Source organism: Leucobacter aridicollis, assembly GCF_013409595.1.
Taxonomy (GTDB): Bacteria; Actinomycetota; Actinomycetes; order Actinomycetales; family Microbacteriaceae; genus Leucobacter; species Leucobacter aridicollis.
Genome location: NZ_JACCBD010000001.1, coordinates 927,544 through 943,932, shown reverse-complemented (window position 1 = coordinate 943,932; position 16,389 = coordinate 927,544). Strand labels below are relative to the sequence as shown.

At 60.1% G+C, this 16,389-nt stretch carries 28 protein-coding genes; 8 read left to right on the top strand and 20 right to left on the bottom strand.

The window, feature by feature from the left end:
* Positions 1-24 precede the first annotated feature (24 nt).
* Positions 25-312, top strand: a complete 288-nt coding sequence (locus tag BJ960_RS04315) for a hypothetical protein (protein ID WP_185986399.1) — start codon at positions 25-27, stop codon at positions 310-312.
* A 109-nt stretch (positions 313-421) separates the two neighbouring features.
* Here BJ960_RS04315 and BJ960_RS04310 read toward each other — a convergent pair whose 3' ends face one another.
* The gene (locus tag BJ960_RS04310; protein ID WP_185986398.1) at positions 422-952 is read right to left on the bottom strand and encodes a hypothetical protein; all 531 of its coding nucleotides are present in this window, start codon (positions 950-952) and stop codon (positions 422-424) included.
* A 577-nt stretch (positions 953-1,529) separates the two neighbouring features.
* Between BJ960_RS04310 and BJ960_RS04305 the strand changes: the two genes are divergently transcribed.
* Positions 1,530-2,639, top strand: a complete 1,110-nt coding sequence (locus tag BJ960_RS04305) for a fatty acid desaturase family protein (RefSeq protein WP_185986397.1) — start codon at positions 1,530-1,532, stop codon at positions 2,637-2,639.
* Positions 2,640-3,126: 487 nt separating this feature from the next.
* Positions 3,127-3,330 carry a cold-shock protein gene (locus tag BJ960_RS04300; protein WP_185986396.1) on the top strand — a complete coding sequence of 68 codons (204 nt, stop codon included), beginning with the start codon at positions 3,127-3,129 and terminating at the stop codon, positions 3,328-3,330.
* A 27-nt stretch (positions 3,331-3,357) separates the two neighbouring features.
* Here the strand turns inward: BJ960_RS04300 and BJ960_RS04295 are convergent, their stop codons facing one another.
* From BJ960_RS04295 to BJ960_RS04285, 3 genes are all read right to left on the bottom strand, one after another.
* Positions 3,358-3,555 carry a hypothetical protein gene (locus BJ960_RS04295; RefSeq protein WP_185986395.1) on the bottom strand — a complete coding sequence of 66 codons (198 nt, stop codon included), beginning with the start codon at positions 3,553-3,555 and terminating at the stop codon, positions 3,358-3,360.
* 589 nt (positions 3,556-4,144) lie between these two features.
* The gene (locus BJ960_RS04290; protein ID WP_185986394.1) at positions 4,145-4,432 is read right to left on the bottom strand and encodes a hypothetical protein; all 288 of its coding nucleotides are present in this window, start codon (positions 4,430-4,432) and stop codon (positions 4,145-4,147) included.
* Positions 4,429-4,665 (bottom strand): hypothetical protein, encoded by a 237-nt coding sequence (locus BJ960_RS04285; protein WP_185986393.1) that lies wholly within the window; start codon positions 4,663-4,665, stop codon positions 4,429-4,431. Before BJ960_RS04285 ends, BJ960_RS04290 begins: the two co-directional genes overlap by 4 nt.
* An 83-nt stretch (positions 4,666-4,748) precedes the next feature.
* Between BJ960_RS04285 and BJ960_RS04280 the strand changes: the two genes are divergently transcribed.
* A complete protein-coding gene (locus tag BJ960_RS04280; RefSeq protein ID WP_185988353.1) occupies positions 4,749-4,937 on the top strand; it encodes a hypothetical protein in 189 nt (62 codons plus the stop codon).
* 7 nt (positions 4,938-4,944) lie between these two features.
* Here the strand turns inward: BJ960_RS04280 and BJ960_RS04275 are convergent, their stop codons facing one another.
* On the bottom strand, positions 4,945-5,703 hold the full coding sequence (locus BJ960_RS04275) for a WDGH domain-containing protein (RefSeq protein WP_185986392.1): 759 nt from the start codon (positions 5,701-5,703) through the stop codon (positions 4,945-4,947).
* A gap of 30 nt (positions 5,704-5,733) precedes the next feature.
* On the opposite strand from BJ960_RS04275, the gene BJ960_RS16970 reads away from it, so the two are divergent.
* Genes BJ960_RS16970 through BJ960_RS04265 form a run of 3 tightly spaced genes read left to right on the top strand, consistent with a single transcriptional unit; the run spans position 5,734 to position 6,988 of the window.
* Positions 5,734-5,856, top strand: coding sequence for a hypothetical protein (locus tag BJ960_RS16970; RefSeq protein WP_272928802.1), 123 nt, complete (start codon positions 5,734-5,736; stop codon positions 5,854-5,856).
* A gap of 39 nt (positions 5,857-5,895) precedes the next feature.
* Positions 5,896-6,249, top strand: coding sequence for a hypothetical protein (locus BJ960_RS04270; protein ID WP_185986391.1), 354 nt, complete (start codon positions 5,896-5,898; stop codon positions 6,247-6,249).
* 49 nt (positions 6,250-6,298) lie between these two features.
* Positions 6,299-6,988, top strand: coding sequence for a hypothetical protein (locus tag BJ960_RS04265; RefSeq protein ID WP_185986390.1), 690 nt, complete (start codon positions 6,299-6,301; stop codon positions 6,986-6,988).
* A 76-nt stretch (positions 6,989-7,064) separates the two neighbouring features.
* Here the strand turns inward: BJ960_RS04265 and ssb are convergent, their stop codons facing one another.
* The 14 genes from ssb to BJ960_RS04195 all read right to left on the bottom strand — a co-directional run bounded on the left by ssb (position 7,065) and on the right by BJ960_RS04195 (position 14,324).
* Positions 7,065-7,568 carry a single-stranded DNA-binding protein gene (ssb, locus tag BJ960_RS04260; RefSeq protein WP_185986389.1) on the bottom strand — a complete coding sequence of 168 codons (504 nt, stop codon included), beginning with the start codon at positions 7,566-7,568 and terminating at the stop codon, positions 7,065-7,067.
* A 2-nt stretch (positions 7,569-7,570) separates the two neighbouring features.
* Positions 7,571-7,750, bottom strand: a complete 180-nt coding sequence (locus BJ960_RS04255; RefSeq protein WP_185986388.1) for a hypothetical protein — start codon at positions 7,748-7,750, stop codon at positions 7,571-7,573.
* A complete protein-coding gene (locus BJ960_RS04250; RefSeq protein ID WP_185986387.1) occupies positions 7,750-7,965 on the bottom strand; it encodes a hypothetical protein in 216 nt (71 codons plus the stop codon). Before BJ960_RS04250 ends, BJ960_RS04255 begins: the two co-directional genes overlap by 1 nt.
* Before the next feature lie 230 nt (positions 7,966-8,195).
* Positions 8,196-8,741 (bottom strand): hypothetical protein, encoded by a 546-nt coding sequence (locus BJ960_RS04245; protein ID WP_185986386.1) that lies wholly within the window; start codon positions 8,739-8,741, stop codon positions 8,196-8,198.
* Positions 8,738-9,121 (bottom strand): hypothetical protein, encoded by a 384-nt coding sequence (locus BJ960_RS04240; RefSeq protein WP_185986385.1) that lies wholly within the window; start codon positions 9,119-9,121, stop codon positions 8,738-8,740. Before BJ960_RS04240 ends, BJ960_RS04245 begins: the two co-directional genes overlap by 4 nt.
* A 163-nt stretch (positions 9,122-9,284) precedes the next feature.
* Entirely contained in the window at positions 9,285-9,602 is a 318-nt protein-coding gene (locus BJ960_RS04235; RefSeq protein ID WP_185986384.1) for a hypothetical protein, read from the bottom strand.
* On the bottom strand, positions 9,599-10,255 hold the full coding sequence (locus BJ960_RS04230; protein WP_185986383.1) for a hypothetical protein: 657 nt from the start codon (positions 10,253-10,255) through the stop codon (positions 9,599-9,601). Before BJ960_RS04230 ends, BJ960_RS04235 begins: the two co-directional genes overlap by 4 nt.
* 207 nt (positions 10,256-10,462) lie before the next feature.
* Entirely contained in the window at positions 10,463-10,696 is a 234-nt protein-coding gene (locus BJ960_RS04225) for a hypothetical protein (RefSeq protein ID WP_185986382.1), read from the bottom strand.
* A gap of 142 nt (positions 10,697-10,838) precedes the next feature.
* Positions 10,839-11,138 carry a hypothetical protein gene (locus BJ960_RS04220; protein WP_185986381.1) on the bottom strand — a complete coding sequence of 100 codons (300 nt, stop codon included), beginning with the start codon at positions 11,136-11,138 and terminating at the stop codon, positions 10,839-10,841.
* A 114-nt stretch (positions 11,139-11,252) separates the two neighbouring features.
* Positions 11,253-12,116, bottom strand: coding sequence for an AAA family ATPase (locus BJ960_RS04215; protein ID WP_185986380.1), 864 nt, complete (start codon positions 12,114-12,116; stop codon positions 11,253-11,255).
* A gap of 77 nt (positions 12,117-12,193) precedes the next feature.
* Complete coding sequence (locus BJ960_RS04210) at positions 12,194-12,982, bottom strand: PD-(D/E)XK nuclease-like domain-containing protein (protein ID WP_185986379.1); 789 nt, start codon at positions 12,980-12,982, stop codon at positions 12,194-12,196.
* Between the two features lie 90 nt (positions 12,983-13,072).
* Positions 13,073-13,381, bottom strand: coding sequence for a hypothetical protein (locus BJ960_RS04205; protein ID WP_185986378.1), 309 nt, complete (start codon positions 13,379-13,381; stop codon positions 13,073-13,075).
* Positions 13,374-13,544 (bottom strand): hypothetical protein, encoded by a 171-nt coding sequence (locus BJ960_RS04200; protein WP_185986377.1) that lies wholly within the window; start codon positions 13,542-13,544, stop codon positions 13,374-13,376. The genes BJ960_RS04205 and BJ960_RS04200 overlap by 8 nt, the downstream gene beginning before the upstream one ends.
* A gap of 255 nt (positions 13,545-13,799) precedes the next feature.
* On the bottom strand, positions 13,800-14,324 hold the full coding sequence (locus tag BJ960_RS04195; RefSeq protein ID WP_185986376.1) for a hypothetical protein: 525 nt from the start codon (positions 14,322-14,324) through the stop codon (positions 13,800-13,802).
* A gap of 549 nt (positions 14,325-14,873) precedes the next feature.
* Here BJ960_RS04195 and BJ960_RS04190 point away from each other — a divergent pair.
* Positions 14,874-15,263 (top strand): hypothetical protein, encoded by a 390-nt coding sequence (locus tag BJ960_RS04190; protein WP_185986375.1) that lies wholly within the window; start codon positions 14,874-14,876, stop codon positions 15,261-15,263.
* Between the two features lie 318 nt (positions 15,264-15,581).
* Here BJ960_RS04190 and BJ960_RS04185 read toward each other — a convergent pair whose 3' ends face one another.
* Entirely contained in the window at positions 15,582-16,382 is an 801-nt protein-coding gene (locus tag BJ960_RS04185) for a Rha family transcriptional regulator (RefSeq protein ID WP_202229181.1), read from the bottom strand.
* Between the last annotated feature and the right edge of the window lie 7 nt (positions 16,383-16,389).

Genomic DNA, 16,389 nt, shown 5'->3' with positions numbered 1-16,389 from the left:
GCCCAGGTGAGTACGGTGAGCTACATGGCTAGAAAGCACCGCAGGCACCAGACCTCGTTCGATTCCTTGGAGTATGGATCCATGGTTGAGTTCTATAAGAACGGCGTAGACCCAAACATCGACACAGACGCGATTCCCTACTACGACGGACTCGTCGAGGTGCTCAGTTCACCAACGGGGAAAGCGGGCTCGCGCGAAGTGCCTGTGAAGATGAAGGGAGAATTCCAGAATCCTTGGCCTTCTGAAGATTGGCTTACACCGTGGATGGTGGAGCGGGGATCCCGGACGCATTGGGGGTCCATCCTCCCTTGAACACTTCGTCCGCTGGCGCGCTACACCTCCCCTGAGCGTGACTTGATGATCGGCTGCGCCCGACGATCACCCCTGAGACGATCTCCGCATCAATGCTGCGAGAACCTCATCAGCTGTTCCGCGCTCCGCCTTCGTCTACCCAGTTTGCGATCTCTTCGCGATCAGAAAGCGTCGGCTCGTGTACAGCAGGAGAATGGGGCTCTGGGGTCGGCAGAGTGAAGACAACGGACCTCGCTAGTTCCGTCACGGATTCGAGCCGTTGACGCTCATTTTCTAAATGCTCTTTGAGGCGCTGATCGGCGACGGCTTGTTTCCGTTCGCTCTCGCCGCTTATCTCCGCGAGCATTTGCGTCAACACGCTTGCGAGCCCGTCTCTGAGTTCTTCCAAGGTCGTGTTCTCAATGTTGAGCCTTCGGTCAGAGACTCCGAGCTTCACCTCGGGATAGCCGCTTTCTTGAAGCTTGCGAAGACTCTCGGGGCCAAGGAGCGCTCGAGATTCTCCTTCCGTAACGCGACGGTTGAAGACGGCTTCAACCGTGTAGTGGGAGGGGGCAGCATCGGTAAGTAGCTCAGCAGGAAGGGAGTCAATGAGGATCGATCTTAGCCCTAGCGGGAGAGATGCTTCGTGTTCAGTGTTCATTTTCTTCTCCGAAGAAAGCTTGGCCAGACGCCAAGAGTCGCCCCGTCAGGTTGAGGGGAGCAATGCGAGCGCCTCTAACCCGTCGGTGGCTTAGACGATCTGCGGCGGACAATGCCGAGCAGCAGTGTGCCTACAAACAGCACAATGCCAATGATTCCGAGCCAAAGAAGACCTTTAAGCGCGAACCCAACGATGGCTAAAACTGCCCACAGAACGAGGAAGATGATGATTAGTGCCCACATGTCGCAACCATACGCCTCTTCGCCCCACCAAAACGAGACTCACAGGAAGGCGTCGCCCGTATCTGTGTGCAGCTGGATTGGACGTAGACGCGCAGCCTGTGAAGTGCGGAGTGCATGTTCTACTCGCGTCACGCCTTCAGGCACCTCTGCCGACACAACGGCGGTGGGCGGGCCGGGCCGGGCCGAATAAAGCCTTCAATGCTTGCGCAAATCAGATTCGCCTCGACGCACACTCAATCCCATGCTTCGCCGAGTAGCGTGTGTAATAGCGATCGGCACTTGCCTGTGGCTCCACCAGCTGCCCCCTGGGCGCGCAAACGGAAGCAGGTGCCCTGATGACGAGTACCACATTCATTAAAAAGTCTGGGCTTGGTCCACTCCGCCCTACAAGGGCATCCAAGGACGATTTTCCTCCAATAGCCAAGGCGTACACGCGCGTCTCTGAAGTGGTCCGCGAGTCCGGACTTCTTCGTCGAGCGCCATGGTTCTACGCCCTCGTCGGCATCGCAATAATCGTTGCCCTCGGCGGCGCGATCACGGGATTCGTGCTGCTTGGAGACAGCTGGTTACAGCTCCTCGTCGCCGGCGCCTTCGGCATAATCTTCACCCAAATCGCGTTTCTGGCCCACGAGGCTGCCCACAGACAGATCCTCACCCTTGGGCCGGCAAACGACCGGCTGGCAAGGTTTCTTGCGGGCTCGATCGGCATGAGTTACTCGTGGTGGGACTCCAAGCATACGAGGCATCACGCCAATCCGAATCGGGTGGGAAAGGACCCCGATATCGACGTAGATACGATCTCCTTCATCGAAGAGGATGCTGTGCAGGCGCGGGGCTTGCGTCGCGCGATAACTCGCCGCCAAGGATGGCTGTTCTTCCCCCTGCTGACGCTCGAAGGCTTGAACCTGCATTTGCACAGCTTCCGACATCTGTTGAGTCGGGAACCTGTGAAAGGACGTTGGGTCGAGCTCGGGATCATTCTTACTAGATTCGCTGTTTTTTACACCCCCGTGTTTATCTTCCTGCCACTTGGCATGGCCTTTGCGTTCACCGGTGTTCAACTAGCGGTGTTCGGTGTCTACATGGGCGCCTCGTTTGCGCCAAACCACAAGGGAATGCCAGTCATAGCGCACGACGCAAAACTCGACTTTTTCACTAAGCAAGTTCGCACCTCTCGCAACATTCGCGGCGGCTGGTGGGCAACCTGGCTTATGGGCGGCCTGAACTATCAGGTTGAACATCACTTGTTCCCCAGCATGGCGAGGCCTCATCTGGCCCGCGCTCGAGAGATCGTCATGGAACACTGCGAAACACTTGAGGTTCCCTACACGGAGACCTCGTTGTGGCGCTCGTATGCGATTGTTATCGACTATCTAAATAGAGTCGGCCTAGCCGCCCGGGACCCTTTCGACTGCCCCGTCAGCGCCCAATACGGGCGCCGCTAGGCTCCTCGCGGCGGCAGCAACTCGCGGCGCCGACTCACGCACGTGCTGGCGGCTCAGAGGTGAAGCCGCTATGGTCAGCAAAGGGTAATTAAACCCGGAAATGAGGGCAGAACGATGTCCAAAGATCGAGGCCAAAAGGCCGCTAAGAAGCCAGCAGCAACGACGGCGAAAGAAAAGAAGGCCGCGAAGCGAGAGAAGAATAAGTCTGCGGCAGCACTCTTGAACAACCGTAAGTAGTCATATTCCGATAGACACTTCACTCCGTGGTGTAGTGTCTATCGGAGGGGCACAGGAAGTTGCGTTTCTGCCGAGCTATCTCGGACCGACTTGAAAGCTCAACCGCAGGGTTGGGCAGTATTTGATTCACCGCCCCTCACGCGTAGAGCCGATGCGGGCTCGCGCGTACCGAGAATCCGCATCATCTCTGCAGGGGATTCCTTTGCAGATTCTGATCATTCGTGATCCCAGACAATAAAGGAACGACGTCATGGCCACAGGCACCGTCAACTGGTTCAACTCCGACAAGGGTTTCGGCTTCATCTCACCTGATGATGGCACCGCAGACCTGTTCGCGCATTTCAGCGCCATCAACAGTGGAGGTTTCCGCAGCCTCGAAGAGAACCAGAAAGTTAGCTTCGATGCAGAGCGCGGCCCGAGGGGAATGCAGGCAGCCAACATTCTCGTTCTGTAGCTGCTGAGCTAGGGGAAGGCAGGGCCGTCAGTTTTCTTTCGGCCCTGCCTTTTGCTGTCTTTGCCCCGCCCTGTGATAGTTCTGGAGCACTGCCGAGCAAAACAAGTAGCGATAGGCCGGAGCGGCCTGCGGGTTGACCTCGAGTTGTGCGTGGACTTCCTCGAGCGACTCCCCCGACGCCTCAAGTTCGACGGTTTCAACAAGACGAATCGTGGCACGGAACATGCGTCTGAGACTATCCCTTCCCTAAGCGCGGCTATGATCGAGATGCCCTCTTTCTTGAGTTAGCCGGTATTTCAACGAAATCACCAAAGCAAACAAATAAGTAGAGTCACTCTCTTACTTCGGCTAAGCCGAGGGGAAAGGGGGTGGTGGATATGACGTTGCGAAAGCAAGGTTGGAAAGAGAAGAACCCACCAAGCGTGGTAGCGATACTTAGTCTCGCATTCCACGCCGGCAGGTTCTTCATTTCCTTGTTCAAGTTCCTAGTGGACTAGAACTAATGTTCACCGGGGCGGTCTGTTGACGCAGGCCGCCCCATCTTCATCGCCCAGGAGCTATTTAAATTGTAGCTCGCTTTGCGTCAAACGACATAGGTGTTCAGTCCACCCCCTTCCGGTCATGCCGCCCACCTGGGTAAGGTGAGCGGCATGAGTAGAACTGTTTGCACTCTTTGCGAGTCAGAGCCGGTCTACAAGCGAGACCTCTCCAGGGTCTCCACCCTTGGCGCGCATCCGTATGTGTGCTCAAACCTGGGCTGTCCATATAGCACGGCAGTGAATGCGCGGTGGGGTTTCACGAAGGTGGTGGACGGTCACCCCGCCGCCGCGCCCTCGATCAGCGCCAGCACCGCGTCAGCATCCTCGAGGTAGATCTCTCGAGTCATTCTTGGCGTCTCGCTCCAGGGCCGCGTCTGTGCTCGGGGGTGCTTGTTGTAGAGCGCTTCCGCGATCTGTTCCCGAGTGGGTGTGACCAGAGCAGCACCCCACACAGCGCCGGCTACGAACGCTTGCTCCCTGCTCCAATAGTCGTCGCGGCTGGTCGGCCAGTTTTCGCGGCGGTACTGTTCTTGTGCGGCGGTACGCACATCAGGGGCGGTCACTCTCTGCCCCCGGTTCCGGTGAGCCCTGTAGTTCCTCGGAACTCGAAGAAGATCCCCGACTCGTCCGCTGTCACTGTGATCGCGTCGTCAGCGGCGGACTTGCCGTGGTACTCCTCGTACCGCTTGTGTGCAGCAGTCAAGGCTCGGACCACATCAGCGCCGACTGCTGGGTTGCTCACCGATACGCCGATGTATTCTTCACGGCGTTCGTAGAAATCAAGGCCTGTTGCCATCGTTCTCTCCTCCTTTTTGTGCGGGAAACAGTTCATCCTCAAGAGGGAGGGCACCCACGCCAGAGCTGCTTAGAATCGAAACCATGAGCGAGAACAAAAGCCCCCGCATGAACGCTTCTATGACTTGGACGGTCGCCGGGATACTTGTCGGTGCCGGCCTAGGTGCTCTCATGGGGATGTGGGTCGGTAACGTTGCTGCGGGAGCAGGGGTCGGTGTCGCAGTTGGGGCGATCATTGGTTTCATTGTGGGAATGCCACTGCGAAAAAAGTAGCGATCACTCATCGCCCACCACCTCGCAGTACGTCCGCCACGATCGCCGAGACCTGCTCGCCGCGCGACCCGCCGAGGCGCGACCACTCGTGCCCATCGACGCGAGCGGCGATCTCGGCGAGCTTCGCTTCGTCCACCTGCGGCTGGGCGGCAAGAGCATCAGCAAGCCTGCGTGACAAGCACGGCCATTCATTGCCACACCACGTGCAGTAGGCCTGCCCGGCACATCCCGGCCTGCCGCAGTCGCAATGCTGCGGCTCACCCTTTGAGTGCTTGCCCGCCTCGGCAATGAGTTCCCCCCGATCACCTGCTGCTGGTTCCTGTGGTGCGGCACCAGCAGCAGCCCGCAACCGTTCAGCCGCGTCCTGTGGTGTGTGCCCGTCATACTCGGGCGGCAGGTCGACCTCGGGAACCGCGAACAGTTCCCAATGCTCGGCCTTGTAGTGGTTCGAAACCTGCCCAGTTGTGAGCGTCGCGGTGACGATGAACCAGCCTCCTCCGAAGCAGAGTTCACCGTCGGAGTGATTCCACGACTTCACGACTGGGATACCGGCAGCGAGCCAGCCGTGCGCGGCGTGGGCGTTGTAGAGCATGCGGTAGTCGTAGAGCTCGTCAAACGTGTGGTGGCCGTCCGAAGTTGAGCCGGAGATAGCAGCGGCTGCGAGTTCTTCGGCGAGCTCAAAGATGAGGCGGTTCGCCTCGACTGGGTTCAGGTCGGATCCGAGCGCAGCAAACGCGCGCGCCTCTCGGATGAGTTCTTTGTTCATGGTTGTTGTTCTCCTGTTACCGTGTTTCGTATGGAAATGATGTTTGGGATTGGTGGCATTGTTCTTGTCGCTGGCGCGGTCATGTGGGTTGCCGGTGATGTGATCGGCCGTCGTGTGCGCGCGAAGAACGCCGCAAAGTACGGGCGCCGATAACGCGTCGTCCCCGAACTTGCTGCGGGCTATGCTGAGGCCATGAAGAATCCGGCCTTTTGGGCTCTCTACGCGATCCCGGTGCTCGTCATTGCGTTGGCCTTCTTTCTAGACATGCGTGCCGCAGCAACATACGAAGCGTTCGACGTGGATGTCGCGCGCGCTGAGCTAGGCCGGGTTGTCGGTGGCGCCGCGGACTTGGCTACGCCGGAAACGCTTCATGAGAAGGCCTGGCAGACTTTTCTTGGGGCGCAGCGCGAGGCTCGAGCGATTGGGCTTGCCGGGGTACTCTTCACGACAGTCCCCCTGGCTGCGACCGCAATTGGTAGGTCGCAGAAGAACGCGGTCCGGGAGCTCGCCTCTGCGGTTCCAGGCACTGAAGATCTGCGTAACTAGCGCTTTCAGGATCGCCAAAGCGACCTCCAATCTTGGATAGAGTGCGAGAATGGATGACTTCTGCTGGCTGACAGGCCCCGGGCTCTGCGGGACGATGAGCTTCAATCTCCCCATCGTTGAAGTTCTGGCCGTCGGACTGGTTTCTGGAGCGATCGCTGCAGCGACCATCTGGGCTAGCTTCAGAGCTGCCAAGTATCAGACGGACAAAGCGCTCGGGGATTCAGTCGTAAGGGAATTGCGCTCAGTGGTTGGTGACATTGCCGACAACGCCAACGACGTGTTCAAGAATGGAGACTTGGGGAGCTTTCAAGACTCTCCGCTAATTTCGAGGTCCACAACCGCATACAACTTGATTAGGACTTCGGGATTAGCGAACGCATTTGAGGTAGTGGCCTGGGCAGATTTGATGCTCGAATATAGCCTCATGCTCAAGGAGTTCGGTTTATCAGTCAGCAGCAAGACAATGGAGCCGATCGAGAGCGTAGTGCTGGAAAGAATCGGCCCACATGCACTGATCAGCAAGCGACTCGCGCAGTGGCTGGCTGACCCCAGCCAGGTAGGACAAGAACTCAAAGACGAGTTCGTTGCCCTGCACGATCATTTGCACGAGCAGCACCACATCCATGAGGATCGAGTAGCGCAGATTCTTTCCAAGCGACGCCAAGAGACAAACCGTCGCCCGCTCCTGTCAGATATGGCAAGGAAGCGGCGGCGCAAGCCCGCTCAGTATCGCAGCTGAGGGGCCAGCTGAACACTGGCCCCTCAAATGACGGAGATAGCGCCCCACCGGTGGGTGGAGCGCGGATGGTGGGTGGCTAGAATGGCTGTTCGTCGTCGAAGCCGCCGCCTGAGCCGCCCGGGTCGGGGAAGCTCTGCCCGCCGTTTTGCGGCTGGTTCCAGCCCGACTGTGACTGTGGCCCTGCCTGAGCGCCTGTGAAGCCGCCCTGGCCGCGTGTAGCACCTCTGGCGACCGTTGCTGTGGCGAACCTCAGCGACGGCCCGACCTCTTCGACGTCAAGGTCGAGTGACGTGCGTTGCGCGCCCTGGCTGTCCGTGTACGAGCGTTGCGTGAGTCGGCCCTGCACAATCACGCGCATGCCCTTCGTAAGGGTCGCGGCGATGTTGTCGGCGTACTCACCGTAAGCGCGGCAACCCAGCCAGAGCGCTTCACCGTCCTTCCACTCGTTCGCCTGCTTATCGAACGCCCGCGGTGTTGACGCGATACGGAACGTCACCCACGACTTGCCGCCCTGGGATACGCGCGGTTCTGGATCCGCAACAAGATTGCCAGTCACGGTGATTAGTGGTTCGCCTGCCATGGTTACTTCTTCCTTTCGATGACTGCTGCAATTTCGGACGGTTCAAAGCCCAGCGGGCGGTCTTTGCCGTCTGCCCATTCGATCTCGGTGAAGCCGCCGTAGTTCGACCTGGTCGCCTTGAAGCGATCCACGTCGATATCGATGACGGCTCCGCCTTTGAACACCAGAGTGATCTTCGCCACTATTCCCTCTCCTCAATTTCGGTGATGTAGGTCTCGCGTTTAGCACGGTCGTCAACGTCTGGCGGGAATTCCCACTGCTCGATTTGCGGGCACTGGTGGCAGCTCACGGGAAGGTCACCGCTCAACGCCGCGTCGATTGCTTCGTCTGCGGTCTCTGCCTCGACTTCGACTGTGTGGCCGGCGTATCCGGTCAGGTAGATCTTGTACTTCGGCATCTATCGGCCTTTCTTTCGTGTTGTGTGTCGCGCCCACCCAAAGCAGGCAGCGATAGTGGCGGCTGCCCCGAGAGGGAACGGGCCGTGTGCGGGCGCCGGGATGACCGGCTGACCCGTGATGTGGAGGATCACCGTTGCAAGCCATGCGGCGAGGATGACCGATGAAACGATGAAGGCCACGACAGCTGCTGCTTTCGTGGCCTCACGCTCGCGCGGAGTGATGTGGGCGGTCAAGGCTTCACCTCCGGCCAGATCTGCGTCCCACCGACGATGCTGCTGTCTTTCAGCGTCGCGGTTCCTTCGTGACAGTGATCGTTGTAGACGAACCTGCCGCCCTTCACGAGCGCGGAAACATCTGTGTCGGGGAAGTCGTCGAAGCGGATAAGCCAGAGCTGGCCGTCCCGAGCGTCGTGCCAGGAGCGAGGTTCCGGGTGAGCAGCGAAGTAGGTGCGAGCAGCGTCCGCCATGTCGCCTCGGTACTCGCTCATCTGCCCTTCAACGTAGAGCTGCGAGACACCAGTTAGCTCGTCCAGGACGCGGACACATCGCTCAGCATCGCAGAGGTAAACAACGATGTCCGGCCGCTCGGGGTCGCGCCAGCGTCCGAGTTCCTTGTCGCGTTCATGCTGGAAGAACTCCCGCAACGCCTCCATGTCCTGCCTGTTGAGATCGTCGAACGTTGCGAGCCTGTTCGCCATGCGCTCGCACGAGAGCTTCACGCTCTCTCCACGCCTGGTCACTCGGACCCCGTTGCTGGCTGTGAATGTGTCACTCACTGGTCTTCTCCTGTCTGGTCGATGTCTCCTCCGAGTAGCACCGCGAAATCGCGTAGCGTCATCGAGACGATCTGGTCTTCTGGTTTCGCGCTGCCGTGCCGCTTGTGGATCACGACACCGGCCGCTGCGTCGTCGTTGCCGCGCTCGATCTCGGCCTCTTTCAGCCACGGCCCGAGCGCGAGCTTCGCAGTGTTCTTCACCTCGGCAACAATTCGCTCGCCGGTCACTGTTCGCAGCCCAGCAATGTCGCCGCGGTCTTTCGCCCCACTCAACCGGCGCCGCTCGATACGGTCATCGTTGAGCACACGGGCGAGATACCTCACCGCGAGGGTTTCCTGCGCCGTGCCAGCCTTCTTCGCAGAGGCCCGATTCCTGGTCATGGTTTCTCCAAGCATTCCCGGCAAATGACGAACCCGACCCGGAAGATCTGAATCATCTTGAACCGGGCCGGGTCTGTCCCCCGCTGTTTGCAGTCCTGGCATTCGTAGAACCGATGCTCGGGCGGTGTCGCTGCGAGCTCGTCGCCTGTCATCACTGGCGCGGTCATGCGGCCTCCAACACTTGTTCGAGGTCGTACCGGCTCATGAGTGCGTTCGGCTTCAACCCGGCCTTGCGCCGCACATCAGCGACATAGCCGCGCGTCCGATCCAACTCCACAGCGATCGCACCATCATCAACACCGGCCCGCACGAGCTCCACGATGCGCGCCCGAGTCGCCTCCGTCGCGGTCGGTGTCTTCACGACAGGTTTCGTGAACGCCTGCTTAATCACCTCGCCAGGGCTGATGCCCTCCGTTTCGGCTCGCTTCCAGATTTCCCACACGAGCGGGCCCGGAAGCTTCACCGAGATCTCTTGACTCATGTCGTGTCCTCTCTTCGTTCGTCGCACCCTAGACAGGTGCCGTCCAAGAACCAGTTGTGCTCGTGCTGGACCGGCCCGCCATCTGATGCCCATTTCTCGTACTCGATCCATGCGACTTTGCAGCCTCGGCAGGGCGCGTCTGTGCCGTTGGGATGTCGTTTGCAGAAGTGGGAGGGGGCCGAAGGCGCGGCGCTTGCGCCCCCCTGATCCCCTGCTCCCTCGTTCCCTGATCCCTGCTCCCTGTTCCCTGTTCCAGGCGCGAGGTTCTCGCGAGTGTCTCGCGAGAGTGTCGCGATGGTCGATCCCTCCGCATCATGGTGCGGAAGTCTCGACTTTCCCGGCTTGTCGATACGCTGATGCTTCTTCCACTCCAAAATCTCGAAGTAGTCGCGCCCATCGTTGCTGAAACGCACGATTTGACCACCTTCGAACAGCCTCGCGAGGCCTCGCGACACCCTCGCGAAAGTCTCGCTAGGGTCGCGCTGAATATCGTCAGCAAACAGGTCAGCAGCAATCATCGGCACACGATCCTCACCAACCCCGTTATCGTCCACATACGACCACAAGCCGATAAACAGAAGCCGGTCCTCGATGATCAATCGCGAGATGTCTTGCGACCGCCAGAACTCTGGCTTGATGCTCCTGATCCGCACCCTGGCTCCTCCTTCCTTTCGATTGATGCGAGCATCCCCGCCTGGATCAACGACCCCCAATGCCCGTACCAGACCGCCTGGTACCGGAGCGCGTACAGGTAGACAGCGACCTGGCTATCTCGGCGGGCGCGAGCATGATGGGTGACACCTTTCACGAGCTCGCTAGTGCGGTGCGTGCAAGCGAGGATGCGGGCGTACGCGGCCTGCCTATCGGTCAGGGTCACGGCGCTCCTCCTTCCCGCCGTCGTCGTCAAGCAGCCACCAGCGCCCATCCGGGTAAAGCACCGGCGTAGCGCGAGCGCGGTCTGCGGTTTTCGCGTGAGTCGACGCACCCTCAACACGGAGGCCGCGCGCTACAAGGTCGCCACGGTCACCACCGGCCTCCTTGTAGCCGTTGCAGTAGCCGCACGCCGCAACAAGGTTCGAGGCCTGATCCAGCACGCCAGACTTCGCGCCGCCACTCCCCCGGTTCGCCCGATGATCCGCACACGACGCCTGCCCGGTGCAGTAGCGGGAGATCCGCAGAACGCAAAGGCCGCGGTCCCTTGCGAGTACAGCGGCCACAGTTTTCCTCGGGATGCCCTTACTCACGGAGCCCCAACGCCTCACGGATCTCAGGACGAACGTGCAAGCCCGCGAACTCGTCAAACGGCTCCGCATTGTTGTAGCCGTAGATCGCATCTAGCGGTTCCGCAGCCTGCCACCCGTTGCCATCCAGAGCCTGCGAAAGTGCGATCAGGTTGGCGATACGCTGCTGCTCCACCAGGGCGAGTACGGCATGAGCAATCGCCGCATTCGACGCATCCGTTGCGAAGTTCCGTCCGTCCCCCGAACCACGCAACGCCTCTCGCGCTTCTGCTGCGTGGTCGATTCGTTCGGTCATGATTCCTCCATTGGTTTGTACCTGCACACGCAGGTAGACGAAAGGCCCGGCGCCGGAGTAATCCAGCCCGAGCCATGACAGGCGCCGCAACTAATGAGCGGCTCGTATTTGGCTTCACCCATCAACAGGTGCCGCTTCGGTGTAGACCGCCTGCGCGGCAGCATGCTTGTCGAGCCCAAGGGAACGCCACAGCCAGTCGATTCCCTTTGTGTCGAAATCCTCGATATCCATCCGCTCAGGCAGCTTGTGCAGCACCGACCGTGCTCCGGTCAGTGTCGCCCGACCGCGGGAAGGCATCTCGATGATCGCGTCCACGTCGTAGGCGAGGTTGCGTTGCCCTTTCACCTTGTCTTCCTTCACAGGAGTGGGCTGACCTCGATCGTTCATGACGGTGGTCGTGTCCATGCGGGCGGTGATGATCACGGGCCCGTTGTGGGACCGCAGCGTGCGCAGTAGCGCGTTCCACTCTCCCGTGACGTGGTTCCACAGGTCCATACCAACGATGGGCTCCTGCGTGTTCTTGTTGATGGATCCTCGCTGACGGGCCATCCAAGTGGCTTTGTCCCGCAACGTGTCCCAAATGACGGTGCCCGAGTCCACGATGATGAGGTTCGGTTTCCCGTCCTCCTGAGGCTGCGCGACCGCAGCGCGTGCGAATGCTTGCAGCCCGGACAGGGTGCCGTCGTACTCCACGATCTCAAACCGTGCGCCGGGGATCGCTCCGTACTCGTCGGGGTCTTTCTCCCCGAACCCGAGCCATAGTGTGCGCCCAATGAGGGCCGAACTTGACGCGAGCGCCGCATGGTAGCTCTTCCCTGTCTTCTCCCTGCCAGCGAGCAGGATTACCGGCCACGACGGCAGCCCAGACGGCTTCCGCGTCGCAAGCGCAGGCGGCGGGCCCGGCTTCGCAGCAGTCTTCGCAGCACCGATCACATCAGGTTTCTTCGACGGATCCGCCGGCATCTGAACACTGGTCACTAGAGGTTCCCTTCGTAGTTGTCTTGGAAGTCGTAGACCGCAAACATCGGCGGCTCGACTCGCTTAATGTCGATCGACTACCCGGGCCATTCGCCGGTATCGAGGCCGTGACGGTAGCGCTTTCGTGCTTCCATCGACTTGACTCGCCCCATCTCGAGGTAGGTGTGCGTCATTGTGATCACGTTCACGAGGTACGGTGCAGTCAGCTCCACGACAATGAAGGCGAAGTCCAGGTCGCGCCCGGTCGCGTACTTCAGAGTGTCGAGGTACTGCCCTGCTTGGACGTCGTACCCGAAGTTGAAGATTTGTCGCGTGAACTCCGACTCGGCAGCACCACCGGACTGCCCGACTGTTTTCACGTCGAGCGCGACATCGAGATCATCCGGCAGCCGATCAAACCTTCCACGCAACCGCACCCCGATTTCAGGGCAACTCGCAAACACTGACGCTTCAGAGTTCCCCGCCGCTTCGAGAAGTGCCTTCGCTGTCGGGTGGGTCAGTAGCGACTCTGCAACCGTATTGATCTGGTCAAGCTCACGCTGCTTCACGGGCACCATGCCCGCCGCGCGTTGCTCTGCGGCCCACACCTTCGCCTTGTCGCGCACGGACCCATCAGCGGCAAGCACTGTCGCTGGGTAAGCAACAACAGGTGATCCAGTACCGAGCACTTTCGTGTGCACCGCAGTGCCAACATCCCACGCCTTTTTCTCGGTGCGGTTGCCGTCGATAACGACATGCTTGAACCTTGCCGGCGCTTCCAGCAGCAGCTTCGCACCCGTCGAGGACAGTTCAGCGGATCCGCCACCGTGGTACTCGTCTTCGCTCATGCCCAGCACGAGCCCGTCGCGTTTCATCGGTTCAGCCAATGTTCTTCCTTTCCATGCGCCGCGCCTCGATCCACGCCTCGTCGTGGGCGTCGTCGTAGACGGGCTCATCTTCCGGCTCGTCACCGTGCATCAGGCAGCGCCTTCGTTCTTGAGTTCCGCGTCCAGAGCGGCCTGGAAGCGAGCACGGGACTCGCGCATTGCCCGCACCTGCTCGGCACGCTCTTTCGCCACGTTCGGGCATTCTTCATTTCCTGCTTCGAGGAACCGGTTGAAACACTCACCGCATTTGTGCGGCTTTGGGTTCTTCATGAGAGCTCCTAGCTTCCTCAGTTCAGAAACAAGAAACCGCCCCCACCGCTGTTTCTCGGACAGCAGCACGTAGGCGGCAATAATGAGGCCGGCAGGGATACCAATCCCCGGCGGCAGATAGTCAGGCAAGGGGCACCCCCAGCCCGTCAGCGACCGCCCCGAGGACGATCCGCTTCGCCTGCGTATCCAAGTCGCTCACGACCGCGAGAACGTGTTCAGCGACCACCTCGTCACCGTCGGTGCGTGCGATCTTCGCGAGCAGTTCGGTGACTGTCTTAATCTCCAAGTCCATGTGTGCACTTCCTTCCAATACCAGTTGGTCCTCTTGGCGGGTGTCGATCCCGCATCGCAGCCGAATGGTTGCTGGCGTCCACGTGCGCCCCACTTCTAGATCGGTGGAGTGTTGGCTGCGACCACAGCCGGTGCAAGAGGGTGTTGTGCGGGCGGTGCCGGTCAGAGTCGTTCCACCCCTGACCGGCTTGTCTAGGCGATCCCGCATACGCGAGCGTTCCCGTCAGCAGCCACCCGACCGCTGCGCTCATTTCAGTTACCTGTGAAGATCAACAACGGCGACAGTCGCATCTGGGTCGATCTCGCCCCACAGTTCGGTGAGAGCGGCGGAAGTGTCCTCCCACTCACTCCCTGTCCATGCCTCCATCTGGACAACCTGGCCATTGGCAATAAGCACATGCGGCTGCATCTCCTTGGACAGCGCCCCGAACTTTGCCACGTTGCCAGCGTGCGGCACGAACTCGCTCTCATGCACTGTCATGAGCCCGGTGCCTCCACAGCCGTTGCATGTGTACTCCGGGTTGAGCGCACGCTCTCGCTTGCCCAGTTCGTCGTTTCGGAACTTCGTGCCCTGACACAGCCAGCAGCGTTTCTGATTCACAGGGTCCGTGTAGGGGTCGTAGCCAGAAAGCCTGCCGCTCCAACGCCCGCCGAGAATCCACCAATCCCACAGCTCAGAGCCGCCCTCGACGCCCTCTTTATGCGGCGCGAGCACTGCAGCCAGACGCTTCTCGAACGGTTCATCTCCTTCTGGCACTTCGACCAGTGCGTAGTAATGCATGAGTTCTCCTTGTTGTTGTGACGTACTGTCGTGGCGGGCGAGGGTTCGAACCTCGCGTGTGACCGGGTAGCCCAGACATCACACGGCACCAAGCACCGCCTGGCCGAACGAACGGCCATAAAGCTCTAGACGCTTCCACCCATCGGTGTCCACGGCGCGACAGCGATTCCGCCGCGACTCGCCTGATTACCCCTCCCGAGGTTCGGCATCCCAAACGCTTCAAGCTCGCACGGTGAGTCACTACCCTCACCGCACCATCCGCGCCGGTTATCTTCTATTCAGTTCAATGCCCGATATGTCAGTCATGGGACGCCCGGTGAAGGGGGCCCTCGTGACGGTGGGCGGCTGTTTAGGCCATGTCGTGAACCGGACGGTTTTGAGGCCGACCGGCCCGATTTTGGGTAAAGCGTGGCTAGCCCTATGTCGCAAGGGCCAAGAAAGTGGCGCGAACGCCTGCTACTCGGAAGCGGTCAAAGCCAGTCGAACCCCACGCGAGCGGCCTTCCAAAGCAGCCCAGACCGCTTCGCCCCAAGATGTAGGCTTTGCCTCATGGTCAGCGCTTGGGTCAGCATCCTCATCGCGGTCATCACGGCTGCCTCCACCATTGGGCTGAACGAACTTGTCTCGTTCCTCCGGCGCCGCTCCGAAGCCAAGAAACTCGCTGCTGACTGGTCTGTCACCTGGTCGATCAAAGACAGCAGACTCAAGACGCGCATCGTCATCATTGAGAACATCGGCGACATCGAAGCGCACAACGTGGACATCGCCATCACTGGAAACTCGGAGTTCGAGCTTCACCCGGACGCCCCAGTCAACAAGTGCCGACCAAAAGACGCCATCCTGCTTATGGTCAGCGATGCAGGCACGGGTGTGTTCAAGATCGACTGGACCGACGCGAAGGGCGTCAACCAAGGCCCGGTATTCCGCTTCACGACGTGAACGGCGTCGCGCACTCATGCCGACACCGCCTCTCGCCCTAATTCGCTCTTCCGGTTCGACGTAAACACAGCTAGAGTCCCCCATAGGCAGACGCTTCCCCAAGCAATCCCCCTGCCTTGGCCCGGCTTCCCCAAGGCCGGGCCTTCCCATTTCCACAGCAGGGCGCTCATGCCGGCACCGCCTCACGACGCAACTTTTCCTTTTCTTCTGACCGTTCCCGGGTTAGAGTCCCCACAGGGCCTATTTGACTTCCCCTCGAAGCTTTAAGCCCCGGCCCGGCGCCCAAACGCCGGGCCTTCCTCATGCTGCGCAGCCCAATCATGCCGACACCGCCTCAACCGCGGCGAGGTGCCTACCGTACAGTCGCGCGATAGCTACAGCGCCTGCCGGCGTCACCTTCAGCGTGTGCATGACCTCGCCCTTGAACCGTGGCGCCAGATGGTTCGGTATCGGCTGGAAGTACTCGGCCTTGTGGGCGTACGGCGAATACCGGGAGACGGTTTCCTTCTCCTGCTTCGACTCTGACCAGCGCGTCATGTGCTCGACGTAGATCCACTTGCGTGCCAGCAGGTCGGTGCGCAGTTCCGTTTCAGTCATACCGATCGACTTCGCCACGTTGCGGAGGATTCGCAAGTCACCGTCAGCGACGAAAGTGTCCACATAGTCGACCTTGGGTTCGTCGGCGATGATCTTCTGCGCCAGCTCCGTGTTCTTCTCCACCGTTGCTGCAAGCTCACGCAACGCGTCTGAGTACGTTTGTGGGGGCGCGAACTGCGAGACAGCGAGCGCCTGACGCATCGCATAGAACTGCTTCACCAACTCAACCTTGAACTCGCGCACGATCGGGCTGTTGCGCATGAACGTGATTAGAAGTGTGGCCTGGTGTTCGCTAAGCAGCGCGTACTCGGTTGCCTTTGCGAAGCCGCCTTGTGGGAGCGGGACACCCATTCGCGTTTCAAACGCGAGTGGGCCGAACTCTGCTAGTTCGTCCGCGTAAGTCCTCACCAGGTCCATCACGTTCTTGTGCTGCACTTCGGTGCGCCCGGCGATGATCAGTGACGAGACGCGCAGTTCGCCTTCCGCGTCTTCGACGATGTTGATACTCTGTACTTCAGACATGATTCTC

Bases quoted from the DNA above. Each gene is read 5' to 3' on its own strand.
- BJ960_RS04315 (WP_185986399.1), top strand. From the start codon at position 25: ATGGCTAGAAAGCACCGCAGGCACCAGACCTCGTTCGATTCCTTGGAG.
- BJ960_RS04310 (WP_185986398.1), bottom strand. From the start codon at position 952: ATGAACACTGAACACGAAGCATCTCTCCCGCTAGGGCTAAGATCGATC.
- BJ960_RS04305 (WP_185986397.1), top strand. From the start codon at position 1,530: ATGACGAGTACCACATTCATTAAAAAGTCTGGGCTTGGTCCACTCCGC.
- BJ960_RS04300 (WP_185986396.1), top strand. From the start codon at position 3,127: ATGGCCACAGGCACCGTCAACTGGTTCAACTCCGACAAGGGTTTCGGC.
- BJ960_RS04295 (WP_185986395.1), bottom strand. From the start codon at position 3,555: ATGTTCCGTGCCACGATTCGTCTTGTTGAAACCGTCGAACTTGAGGCG.
- BJ960_RS04285 (WP_185986393.1), bottom strand. From the start codon at position 4,665: ATGGCAACAGGCCTTGATTTCTACGAACGCCGTGAAGAATACATCGGC.
- BJ960_RS04280 (WP_185988353.1), top strand. From the start codon at position 4,749: ATGAGCGAGAACAAAAGCCCCCGCATGAACGCTTCTATGACTTGGACG.
- BJ960_RS04275 (WP_185986392.1), bottom strand. From the start codon at position 5,703: ATGAACAAAGAACTCATCCGAGAGGCGCGCGCGTTTGCTGCGCTCGGA.
- BJ960_RS16970 (WP_272928802.1), top strand. From the start codon at position 5,734: ATGGAAATGATGTTTGGGATTGGTGGCATTGTTCTTGTCGCTGGCGCG.
- BJ960_RS04270 (WP_185986391.1), top strand. From the start codon at position 5,896: ATGAAGAATCCGGCCTTTTGGGCTCTCTACGCGATCCCGGTGCTCGTC.
- BJ960_RS04265 (WP_185986390.1), top strand. From the start codon at position 6,299: ATGGATGACTTCTGCTGGCTGACAGGCCCCGGGCTCTGCGGGACGATG.
- ssb (WP_185986389.1), bottom strand. From the start codon at position 7,568: ATGGCAGGCGAACCACTAATCACCGTGACTGGCAATCTTGTTGCGGAT.
- BJ960_RS04250 (WP_185986387.1), bottom strand. From the start codon at position 7,965: ATGCCGAAGTACAAGATCTACCTGACCGGATACGCCGGCCACACAGTC.
- BJ960_RS04240 (WP_185986385.1), bottom strand. From the start codon at position 9,121: ATGACCAGGAATCGGGCCTCTGCGAAGAAGGCTGGCACGGCGCAGGAA.
- BJ960_RS04235 (WP_185986384.1), bottom strand. From the start codon at position 9,602: ATGAGTCAAGAGATCTCGGTGAAGCTTCCGGGCCCGCTCGTGTGGGAA.
- BJ960_RS04220 (WP_185986381.1), bottom strand. From the start codon at position 11,138: ATGACCGAACGAATCGACCACGCAGCAGAAGCGCGAGAGGCGTTGCGT.
- BJ960_RS04200 (WP_185986377.1), bottom strand. From the start codon at position 13,544: ATGGACTTGGAGATTAAGACAGTCACCGAACTGCTCGCGAAGATCGCA.
- BJ960_RS04195 (WP_185986376.1), bottom strand. From the start codon at position 14,324: ATGCATTACTACGCACTGGTCGAAGTGCCAGAAGGAGATGAACCGTTC.
- BJ960_RS04190 (WP_185986375.1), top strand. From the start codon at position 14,874: ATGGTCAGCGCTTGGGTCAGCATCCTCATCGCGGTCATCACGGCTGCC.
- BJ960_RS04185 (WP_202229181.1), bottom strand. From the start codon at position 16,382: ATGTCTGAAGTACAGAGTATCAACATCGTCGAAGACGCGGAAGGCGAA.